General features: G+C 32.1%; 9 protein-coding genes and 1 pseudogene. 3 read left to right on the top strand and 7 right to left on the bottom strand.

What is annotated here, in order from left to right; all coding sequences use genetic code 11:
• Positions 1-201: 201 nt before the first annotated feature.
• The 3 genes from fbp (at position 202) to ABD935_RS09465 (ending at position 3,421) form a co-directional block, all read left to right on the top strand.
• A complete protein-coding gene (gene fbp, locus ABD935_RS09475) occupies positions 202-1,218 on the top strand; it encodes a class 1 fructose-bisphosphatase (RefSeq protein WP_345191696.1) in 1,017 nt (338 codons plus the stop codon).
• Between the two features lie 8 nt (positions 1,219-1,226).
• Positions 1,227-2,273 (top strand): GntR family transcriptional regulator, encoded by a 1,047-nt coding sequence (locus ABD935_RS09470; protein ID WP_345191694.1) that lies wholly within the window; start codon positions 1,227-1,229, stop codon positions 2,271-2,273.
• Between the two features lie 101 nt (positions 2,274-2,374).
• Positions 2,375-3,421, top strand: coding sequence for a GntR family transcriptional regulator (locus tag ABD935_RS09465; protein ID WP_345191692.1), 1,047 nt, complete (start codon positions 2,375-2,377; stop codon positions 3,419-3,421).
• A 71-nt stretch (positions 3,422-3,492) separates the two neighbouring features.
• Here the strand turns inward: ABD935_RS09465 and ABD935_RS09460 are convergent.
• The 7 genes and pseudogenes from ABD935_RS09460 to ABD935_RS09430 all read right to left on the bottom strand — a co-directional run bounded on the left by ABD935_RS09460 (position 3,493) and on the right by ABD935_RS09430 (position 11,374).
• Positions 3,493-3,840 (bottom strand): annotated as a pseudogene (locus tag ABD935_RS09460) (lactonase family protein).
• A 28-nt stretch (positions 3,841-3,868) separates the two neighbouring features.
• Positions 3,869-4,039 (bottom strand): hypothetical protein, encoded by a 171-nt coding sequence (locus ABD935_RS09455; RefSeq protein WP_345191684.1) that lies wholly within the window; start codon positions 4,037-4,039, stop codon positions 3,869-3,871.
• 46 nt (positions 4,040-4,085) lie between these two features.
• Positions 4,086-6,515 (bottom strand): endo-acting ulvan lysase-like protein, encoded by a 2,430-nt coding sequence (locus tag ABD935_RS09450; protein WP_345191683.1) that lies wholly within the window; start codon positions 6,513-6,515, stop codon positions 4,086-4,088.
• Positions 6,516-6,614: 99 nt separating this feature from the next.
• Entirely contained in the window at positions 6,615-7,979 is a 1,365-nt protein-coding gene (locus ABD935_RS09445; RefSeq protein ID WP_345191681.1) for a BNR-4 repeat-containing protein, read from the bottom strand.
• Positions 7,976-8,770: a DUF1961 family protein gene (locus ABD935_RS09440; RefSeq protein WP_345191679.1), complete on the bottom strand. Its 795-nt coding sequence runs from the start codon at positions 8,768-8,770 to the stop codon at positions 7,976-7,978. The genes ABD935_RS09445 and ABD935_RS09440 overlap by 4 nt, the downstream gene beginning before the upstream one ends.
• A 41-nt stretch (positions 8,771-8,811) precedes the next feature.
• The gene (locus ABD935_RS09435; RefSeq protein ID WP_345191677.1) at positions 8,812-10,257 is read right to left on the bottom strand and encodes a sulfatase family protein; all 1,446 of its coding nucleotides are present in this window, start codon (positions 10,255-10,257) and stop codon (positions 8,812-8,814) included.
• A 46-nt stretch (positions 10,258-10,303) separates the two neighbouring features.
• Complete coding sequence (locus tag ABD935_RS09430; protein WP_345191675.1) at positions 10,304-11,374, bottom strand: alkaline phosphatase family protein; 1,071 nt, start codon at positions 11,372-11,374, stop codon at positions 10,304-10,306.
• Positions 11,375-11,394 lie beyond the last annotated feature (20 nt).

Genomic DNA, 11,394 nt, shown 5'->3' with positions numbered 1-11,394 from the left:
ACATTATATTTTTAACCTATTTTAAAAAAAACCTTTTAAATATCTCCCTCTAAAAGGCTTCTAATTTAATTATTAGGCCTTTGAAATAATACCGACAGGATACCGCAGGATTCTTTCGATGTTTTCAATACCTATTTTTGTATTCAAATATTTCAATTTAATAATCACCTTATTTAAACGAAAATAAATAGGAACTTAATTATGAATAAAAAACATACTACCCTAGGAGAATTTATTATTGACAATCAAAAACATTTTAAATATTCTTCAGGAGAACTTTCGAGATTAATAAATTCCATCCGATTAGCAGCTAAAATAGTGAATCATGAGGTTAATAAAGCTGGATTAGTTGATATATTGGGGGCAGCTGGAGAAACCAACATACAAGGAGAAGATCAACAAAAACTTGATATTTATGCTAATGAAGTATTTAAATCTGCATTAATAAACCGAGAAATTGTGTGCGGTATTGCTAGTGAAGAGGAAGAAGATTTTGTTACAGTACAAGGAAAATATAATGCACATGACAACAAATATATTGTTTTGATAGACCCTTTAGATGGGTCTTCTAATATTGATGTTAATGTATCTGTAGGTACTATATTTTCTATATATAGAAGAAAAACTCCACTAGGCATGCCTGTAAGAAAAGAAGATTTTTTACAAAAAGGGAATGAACAAGTGGCAGCTGGCTATATTGTTTATGGCACTTCTACCATGTTAGTCTACACTGCTGGGCATGGTGTTAATGGCTTTACCCTTAATCCTGCTATCGGTAGTTTTTATTTATCCCATCCAGATATGAAGTTTCCAGAAACTGGAAATATATTTTCTATAAATGAGGGGAACTATGCTCATTTCCCTCAAGGCGTAAAGGATTATATTAAGTATTGCCAAACTGAAGAAGAAGATAGACCTTATACATTTAGATACATAGGCTCTATGGTATCAGATTTTCATAGAAATATGATTAAAGGAGGTATTTACATCTATCCTGCCAGCTTTAAGGCGCCTAAAGGAAAGTTGCGCTTATTATATGAATGTAACCCGATAGCATTTTTAACTGAACAAGCAGGTGGCAAAGCAACAGATGGATTTAAAAGAATTATGGATATTCAACCTACTGAACTACATGAAAGAGTTCCTATTTTTTGTGGAAGTAAAAAAATGGTTGAAAAGGCTGAGTACTTTATGCATAAATACCCTAAAAACGAGTAAACTAAACTATGGAGATACATAAATTTATTAAAATTGACGTAGATTCAAGGATACCTAAGTATCAGCAAATTGTTGACTCTGTTATAAATAATATTTCTTCAGGTGATTTTAAAATTGACCATAAAATACCTTCAATAAATAGGCTTAGCGAAGATCTATACCTTTCAAGAGACACTGTTGAAAAAGCTTACAGTATCCTTAAAGACCGTAATATAATAACATCCATACGAGGTAAAGGCTATTATATTTCTCGAACTAAGCTAATAAAGAAATTAAACATTTTGTTTCTCATCAATAAATTGAGCTGGTACAAAATGGAAATCTATCATTCTTTTATTAATAGTATTGGTCCTAACGCATATGTTGACCTTCATATATATCACTGTGATGAAACTTTATTTTTAAATTTGCTAAGTAAGCATGAAAAAGCTTATGACTATTATGTTATTATGCCCCATTTTAAAACTGAAGACCTTCAGCATACGAGCACGACAGTTGCCGTATCTCGAGCAATAAATAAAATTCCTAAAGAGAAACTAGTAATTCTGGATAATAAGAAAATCCCAATAAAAGATAATATTATCACAGTTTATGAGGATTATGAAAAAAACATCTTTAATGCTCTGAAAAATGGGATTGAAAAGATTTCTAATTACAAAAAAATAATTCTTATCTATCCAAAAAAAACTATTTATCCCTACCCTAAACGCATTAAAAAAGGGTTTATAAAATTTTGCGTTGAGCATAATTTTGACTTTGACATCTTAGATCAAGTTTACAATGATATGATTCTATTAAAAGGTGATTTATTTGTTACTATAGAAGAAGACGATTTAGTCAATTTGATTGAGCAAATAAGAGACAAAGAGTTTGTTTTAGGTAGGGATATAGGTGTCATTTCATATAATGACACGCCTCTTAAAGCACTTCTTGGTATCACAGTTATATCAACAGATTTTAAAATAATGGGAGAAACAACATCTCACATGATTTTAAATAATGAAAAAGGCCAATATAAAGTCCCATTCAATTTTATTGATAGAGATTCATTATAGTTTAGTTACTACAAGCTATAAATAGCATTAATTTTAATCATTTTATTTTTTCTATTTCAAAAAAACCTTTACTTTTCATCAATTAAGTTTTGATTTCAAAAATGAATCTAATTAAGTACATAAAAATTGACGAAAATTCAAGGGTTCCAAAATACCAGCAAATTATAGATTCTATAATTAATAATATTTCTTTAGGGAATTTAACGATGGATCAAAAGATTCCTTCAATAAATATGTTTAGCGAAGAATTTTATTTATCAAGAGATACGGTTGAAAAAGCATATAGTATTCTTAAAGAACGGAATATCATAACATCTATTCGAGGCAAAGGATTTTATATTTCCAGAACTCAATTAATCTCTAAGGTTAATATTTTATTTCTAATTAATAAATTAAGTTCATATAAACTAAGAACATATAATCACTTTATAAATGCCATCGGAGCAAATTCTCATACCGATTTGCATATTTATCATTGTGATGAAAGCCTTTTTTTAAATTTATTAGACAAAAACAAATCGGCGTATGATTATTTTATTATTATGCCGCATTTTAAAACTGAGGATTTAAAACATGTTAGCCTCACTGATAAAGTAGTAAAAGCTATAAAAAAAATACCTAATGAAAAACTCATTCTTTTAGATAACATCAAACCAAATTTAGAGGGTAATTTTGTAGAAATTTATCAAGATTTTGAAAACGATATTTATTCTGCCTTAAAGGAAGGACTAAAAAAAATAAAAAAATACCAGAAAATCATGTTGATATATCCTGAAAGGGCTATATATCCTTATCCACGAAGGATTTTACATGGTTTTAGAAAATTTTGTGTTGAGTTTAAATTAGATTTTGAAATTTTAGATAAGGTATATGATGAGATGATTTTAAAAAAAGGAGATTTATTTATAACCATTGAAGAATCCGACCTAGTAAACCTTGTGAAACGAGTAAGAGAAGATGAGTTTAAACTTGGTGAAGAAATTGGCATTATATCTTACAACGACACACCATTAAAAGAACTCTTAGGAATTACTGTAATATCGACAGATTTTAAAGTAATGGGAGAAACTGCAGCAAACATGATACTGAATAAAACAAAGGGAAAAGTAAAAGTGCCTTTTAATTTTATTGACAGAGAATCATTGTAATTGGTTGATTTCGTATTGAAACATTTGAATACTTGAAGGATTATCTACGTATATATCATGAGGTAACTTTGTTAATTGCCCTTTTTTTTATCCCTTTTAAAAACAACAATGTTGTTGGTAAACTGATTTGCTACCAATACATATTTTCCAGATGGATCAATAGCTAAATTTCTCGGGTGTTTCCCATAAGTAGGTTCATGATCGACCAAATTTAGTTAACCTGTTTCTTGAATTATAGAAAATATTAAAATACTATCATCTTCTGGTCCGTGATTAGTAGCATATAAAAAATTACCATCAGGTGAAATATGAATATCCGCAGCCCTATAAATCTGTTTCTTCTGTTTATCAGATTGATAGTCTTTCATCATATTTAGCTGTCCCATCTTCATATTTAAAAGCGGTAATTTTCCGCTCAGCTCTGAAATGCTATAACCAAAATTACCGTTAGGATGAAACGTGAAATGACGTGGACCACTCTAAAGTAAATTTTAAAGTCGCTTCTCCTGTTTCATCATTAAACTCATAGATATGTATGCCCTCTCCTGGTTTATTATCAGTAAAACTACTTACAAACAATAGTGTTTTACTTTTAGTTTCATTGTTTTTACATGCCACAAAAAACAGGAAGAATACTAAAAGTGAACATTTAAAATGTGTTCTATTAATTTGAATAGGATTTATAGTAGGAATTGGATGAATCGGTCTGAACAGTGTGATCTCTATATCTTAAATTTTTACCATCACCTACATAAATGCTTTTCAAAATTACATTTTCATCCACAGTAATAATAGCAAAAGTACCTTCAAAATAGATATCATCACCTTGAAATATTTCATCTTTCGATTGCGTAATAACGTATTGAATTAAAACTCCGGAAGGCGTTTTACTCACAATTTTCAACCCTTTATACAAACCGTCTTGCTCTATTTTTGAAACTGATCTAATTGTTGGCTTCTCTTTTTCATTAAAAGGTTCAAAAACCACAACAAAAGGATTGCCCCAAGCTTCACCTTCATTACGTATTACTAATGTTGGTGTTGGTAAATTATCATAAGGTTTTGGCGCTTCAAAAGTAATAGGTGCCTTTACTTTGGTAAACGTTCTATTTTTAAAACCCGGAATATGGAGTTGCATAAAAACACCTCCTTGGGCTAATCGTTTTGTATGAAATGTAGCTTTCACATCTTTATCATAAACTTTTGATGTTTTTACATGCTTAAAAAAATGCCAACCAGGGTTTCTATATTGCTTATTATGTACCCACTCTGCCTTAGCATTTACTTGATATCTATTAGGTGCTTTTTCTAACTTTATATCATCATTTTCAAAAAGGAGCATATCCCCAATGCTATGATACAAATAATCATGGTACTCATTTGGCAATTTGGATTTTGACCGAAAAACGTCCACATAATAACCTGTGGTTGGAGAAGTACGTATTAAAGCTAATGTCCGTTCTTGTGTAGCTTCTGCCTTTTCTCCTTTATTATCTTCAAAACTAGTTAAACTGAACGAATGATATGGGGACACCCCTTCTGCTCCAACTTTAGGCTCCATTGCAATTGGTTTAACTGTATTAATTCCCAAATTTACCCATCCACCTTCACCTTTCGAACTTCCGTTTACAATAACTGTATTGTGAGCAGCAAAAATTCTGGAATAGTTTTCGTGCAAATCTTGTCCATAATTTTTTCTACCATGATCTACACCTAACACCTGTCCTTTTCCATACAATTCAATATTCATACCCTCAGCATGACCGTGTACCATGTGAGCGCCCCCTACAAAACACATTAAACCATCTTTTGGATCATTTGTGCTACTTAAATTGCGCTGCAGTACAATGCCAGCGTGATAAACTCTATCGGTTCTTGGCAACTCAATCTTGGCAACTTCTTTACTCATATCATTATTGTACCAAAACAAAGCTTCTGGATTTTTTCTATGGTATTTACCTTTAGTCATGGCCCTTTTTATGAGCGGTGAAAATTCATCTTGCAACTCTTGTAAACTATCCATTTTAGCCAACACATAGGCATTTTCATAGGCTTCGTAAGGGACATGGGCACGTCTATGTCCATCTCCCCACCTTATAATCTCATTATTTGGATATACAAAATAGTCAAGTCTAGGTAATGCGAATAATATGTTTTGATATTTTTCTCCCAGCTTTAAAGACGAGTTATATCTATTAACAACCAATAATAATTTTGCTAAAATGGCTGTTGAATGATTTAAATATTGTGATGTCTCTGGCCAAATATCACCTTTATTCTTATAATTTTTAGCCATGACATTAAGTGCATCTTGATTGACTGTGTTTTTAGTTAAGAAGTAAGATAATAATTTTTCTCGCTCTTTTTTGTCATCCATCGCCAAGGCATTATATACTAAGTTTGGCGATTCTAAAACTGAATGGTTAGAGCCTGTTTGACCGTAATTGACAGTGATATCTGCATACGTTCTACAAACATCTTGAAGTTCATTTACTGGAAAAAACACTTTTTTGTTTTTGATGATATCAAAAGCTTGTCCTCCGTTTTTAATGTAAGGAGCAGTAAAATCATAAATTAAAGGTACTTTGTAGCCTATTACTCTTACTTCTCGGAAACCATCATTAGGAAACAACCAGCCACCTCTACCATGCCAATCTGAGAGTTTGGATTTTTGTGCTGATTTTGTAAAAGAATATAAAATACTACTTGCAACATAGGCATATTTTTCGTCTTGAGTTAGATAATACATGATGCCACAGTCTAAAGAAACTTGCAGATATTTAACCAATAATTCCATATGCTTCTTTTCAACGTCCGTGGCATTATCAAGATTTTTTTGGACACCATTTTCTACATGATACGTTTTATAAAAAGGTGGAAAGCTATTTTTTTGACCTTTGGACCAATTGAATGGCAATTGTTTGATATAACTTTCGGGGTTTTTATAAAAGGTTTTAACCTGAAAATCAGTATTTACTTTTAATTTAATATAAATTTCTTTTGCCCAATTTTGAGTATTTATTTTCTCAAGAACTTGACTTCTCTCTTCTGAGGTAACTAAAATAAAAGGACGATCCTTTGATTGACTGAGCATCTTAAAGCTCATCATCAGAAAAAGTAAGATGAATGCTTTGTTTGAGTTTAAAAAATAGTGTTTTAACAACATCCTTTTACGCAATTTTAATTAATAAGTTTATTCTTTTACTGCTTCTGATTCTTTTTTAGAACGATAAATAGGTCCATTATCTCCCAATAAGTACATTTTCACAAACTGATTCCCTTTTTTTTCTGCAACTATTATTTTTGCATCAGGATGCGCATTTCTAATAAAATTTGACAATAGAAATTTTCCTTTTTTGCTCTTCAATAAAACTTTATCTTTTTTAAAACTATTCCCATTATCATCACTAACCCACCACGCTACATCTCCTTTTTTTCGGCTTGTATCTCCAAGTAATAGTTTTATTTGGTTGTTTGAATTTATTAACATTTCTCCTCTAGCCCCTTCAGGCAATCTAGTTTTATTGTTACTCTTCCATTCTTGCCCTGTCCAATAATAATGTTGTAAGGTTTTTATTCCTCCATGCTTTTTATCCTCATAATCTCCTTCATAAGAAGTCACATGTGGGTTGCCAAACTTATCCAATCTGGCAATTCCATTATGTGTCCATCTTTCTTCTGTATTTTTTATTAAGGTCATTGTATCTGCTTCCTCTTTGGTAACTGGTAAAATTAATTTTTGATTTCTCACATTATAACATTCGTTTCTATTTGTATCAAATCTCATGTAATACACGTTATGACGTTCTCCATCATGATGTGGTCCTTTGCAAACATGATAATTATACGTAGCTATAATGTCGTTATTTTTTCCTTTTGAAAAATGTAAATACCAAGAATCACAAATTACCGGATTTTCTTTTGTCCCAGTAGTCTGCTTAGTTTTTATAATCGATACCGGATCTGAAAAGGTTAATCCGTCGTCTTTTGATAATTGATACACCCAATTGCTTCTATGCGCTCCATGTCTGTAAAACAAATATAAATCTCCTTTATCCATTTTAATAAATTGACTATACGTACCAAAAGGAGAAATATTATCAACCTCTTGCCAACTAGAAATATCTAAAGGATTTTTTGTTACTATATGAATTTGTTTTCCGTAGTGATAATTACCTAGCGGATTTTCACCTAAATCTGGAGTACCACTATGACCTCCAAAAACAATATGAATGTATCCTTTACTATCAATTACCAAAGTAGGTTTACCATGATTATCCGTTCTTCTACTTTTATTTTTTCCCATTAAGCTGGTACCTGCTTTAAAAGGGCCTACCCATGTTTTAGTTTTATGATGATATGCAGCTACGTATGGGTCTTCAAGAGGACCTTGATAAGACACATAAGTAACTCCATTATAACACTCACCTGCATTACCTGTCACGGGATTACCAAGGGCATTGCTTGCAAAATAATCTACTTTTGATCTATTTTGAGCAAACCCCACTAGGCTTAATAACATCAACGTTGAGAATACCAAACACTTTATATCTTTCATTTACTATATATTTTAAAGTTTTTATAAACTGAAGAACGAGTATACATCTGTCGTAAACCTATTCTTCCTTCAGTAACGGGATCTATATTTGAAATATTCCAATGGAACAATTTCACACCATCTTTACTTTCCATTTTAAAAAACAGATGATTATTAGTTTTTACAGCTGTAATATGATACAGCTGACCCGATTTAAAAAACCCTTGCCTATCATAAGATGGTTCTATTTGAGTTATATCAAAAAGTTTGTCATCGGGTTTTGGGTATTTTCTTGCACGCACGTAATGAAAGGAATTTTCGCTATTACCAAACGCCGAATAACTAATATGGAACACATTCATATTTTCAAAATATGTCCGCATTGCAGGTACTTCTCTTAACTTACTCCATTTGAATATGTCTTTTTCATAAACGCCTTCTTCATCTCCTGTGGCTTGAATATATAAAATATTTACATATTTGGTTGCATTGTCAGTTCTAGTATAATCATATTCAATTTTTATATCTCCAGTAAAACTTTGCTTAGTCCATAAAACTGCGTGATGCGCATCATTTTTATATTCTGGGCCCGCTTTAAAATGCATACCTTCTTTTGAGTTTTCAACTGTTGCAATTAAGCCATCTAAGGTCCACTGCTCTGTCCAGTCTTTAATGCCATTATCATTAAAAGCATGTTTCCACTGATTACTTTCATTTAATGCTTCAAAAACAACATCATTATTTTGGGCTAAACTAAAACTGGTAATGACTATAAATGCCATACTAAAAGTCCATTTTAATTGATGTCGCATAAGTTCAATTTTGTTTACTCTATCTATAAATCATTAGATAATTACTTAAACCATTCTGTATTATATATATTTCGTAATCTTTCTAAGTCATCTTTAAATTTTATATCATTAGTGAAATGTGTAGTCTCAAAAGGGTCCTGTTTTAAGTTTAACAATTGTTCTTCAATCCCATCAGCATCATAGCGCGCATATTTCAAACCATTTTTATCAACAACCATCTTACCTATTTCACTTTCTACACCAAGTGTTTCACGCCATTCTACATCTTCACCTTCAAAAAGTGGTCTTAAGCTTTTAGCACGAACATCAGAAACACCTTCAATATTGGCATAATCGCAAACTGTTGGAAGTAAATCTAGCCCGTTAGAAACTAAATCTGTTGTATTAATTTGACCTGCCGGTATATGCCCTTTCCACATCGCCATAAACGGAATGTTTGCTGATTCTTCATATAAGGTAGACTTATGTTCCATACGATGACTTGCACTCATATCACCATGGTCGCTTGAAAAGATGATTAGTGTATTCTCTTCTTGTCCGATATTCTTTATAGCATCTAAAAGCACTTGTACTTCTTCATCCATAACCTCCGTCAAACGATGGTAGGCATACCTGTGACGTTTCCAATCATTATCAGTAAAATGCTCTCTTGCATTTTTACGAAACGGTCTCGCATTAATTAGGCTCTTAACCGCTTTAGGTTCATCAATTTGAGGTTCGTAATTTTTAGGCAGTGGCGGACAATAGCTTGCATAAAATTCATCTTCACTGACACCTTCAGGAATTTTCATGGCATCATCTAAGGTTGCTAGTTCAACTTTTGCACGTTTTAATAATATAGCATCATTTTTGCTGGTAGCTTTTTCACGTAAAGCCATGTAGCAAATATCATGTGGATTTATTAATGAAACCACCATAAAGTAAGGGTTTTTATGCTTTTCTTTAATAATATCTGCCGCTTTATTTACCAACTCGCCTCTTTCGTCATCACTAAATTTATTAAAACCGAGTGCCTTAGGCGTTAAGGACTCAGGTAAATGTTCTTTGCCTCCAAAATACAGCTCATAATTAGCTTCTTTTAGGTAGGAAGCTATAGTTGTGTTTGTTACTTCTTGAGAAACCTCAGGTATTTTCATAGACGCTCTGTTTTCTCTAATTTCATTCCCTTCATCATCTTTGAAATAACTTGGAAAGCGCCCTGTCATCAAACTAACTCTAGCCGGTGAGCAAACAGGATTAGTAGTATAGGCTCTGGTAAAACGCATACCATTACTAGCAATATAATCGAGTGCAGGTGTTTTTAAATAGGTGTTACCAGCGCAACTCATCATATTCGCACTCATTTGGTCAACATATACATATATGATGTTAGGTTTGGTTTCTTTTAGGTCTACTTTTTTTGCCTGATTCTGGCAACTTGTTATTCCTAAAAAAAGGAATGAAAGCACGGTAAGTAATTTGTGATTTGGATTTGCTATAAATTTCATGACTTATTCTTTACTTTTAAAAAAACTTCTTTTCGTTTTTATGTTATTAGTTGTTAATAAAATTTAGCATGTCTTCTCTGTAATGAAGATAATCATTGGGAGGAGACCCTAAATTATTATTTAGATATGTTTTTATCCATTGGGGATGTTTTAAATCATTAGAATTTCCTTCAAATATATTTTCAAGGAAAATTCCAGTTGTTCCTGTTTGCTTAAGACCATTTATCTTTGAAGTATAGCCTTTAAGTGGTGGTAAACCCATAAAATAGTTGGTTATTAAAGCCACATCAGGTGATTCAGCATACGGGATACTTACCCCCTTTTTAACGCCAGGTCCATAAAAATTCATGTAAATCTGCCATGAGGATAACTGCTCAGAAAGATGATTACTTTTAGTTAATGTGCCCATACCATGGTCTGCAGATATGATAAAATATGCAGTTTCCCATAAATCTTCATCTTTTAAAAACGTCACTAGCTTTCCTAATTCGGCATCAGCATTTAAAATGGCATTGATGTACTCAGAATCGGGATTGGTTTTATCCTGCGGTCCTTTCCAGAAACTTCTAATCTCCTGTAAATGTAATCGCACCAATCTTGCACCATCTTCCTTGATATGCTTAATACCTAAATCCACCGCCTTTTGGTCGGGCATAATCTCAGCATAGTAAATATCAGGTGTTTTAAAAACATCATATAAGGTATGACCACCAACATAAACAGATTTAATGTTTTTTCTTCTGGCTGAAAGAAAAATATCATCCAAATCTTGCGTTTCAAAAACATGAGTGCCTGTATGCATCCCAATATTTGGTGGTGATGCACCGCCCCAAGGCTCACTACCATCGGGTAATTTTACCCGTCCAACCGGACTGTTAGAATAGGCATCTTGTACCACAACTCCATTTTTAGCAAAATATTTTAAGTTTTCTGCTCCTGCTTCAATAGCCGTTTCAACAGCATCTTTCATTAAACCATCGATAATAAACTGTACAACCACGGGTTGTTTGTTTTCTGATTTTTGAGTTTGCTCTACAGCCAATTGTTTACGCTGCTTGGATTGATTACAACTTGTTAGTAAAAATACTCCTAAGATTAAAGTTGATAATATTTTCATTTTCGTAAATTATTTAAATC

It is taken from the genome of Algibacter agarivorans, assembly GCF_039543245.1.
Taxonomy (GTDB): Bacteria; Bacteroidota; Bacteroidia; order Flavobacteriales; family Flavobacteriaceae; genus Algibacter_G; species Algibacter_G agarivorans.
The sequence above is the reverse complement of the archived record's forward strand: the minus strand, read 5'-3'. Positions and strand labels throughout refer to the sequence as shown.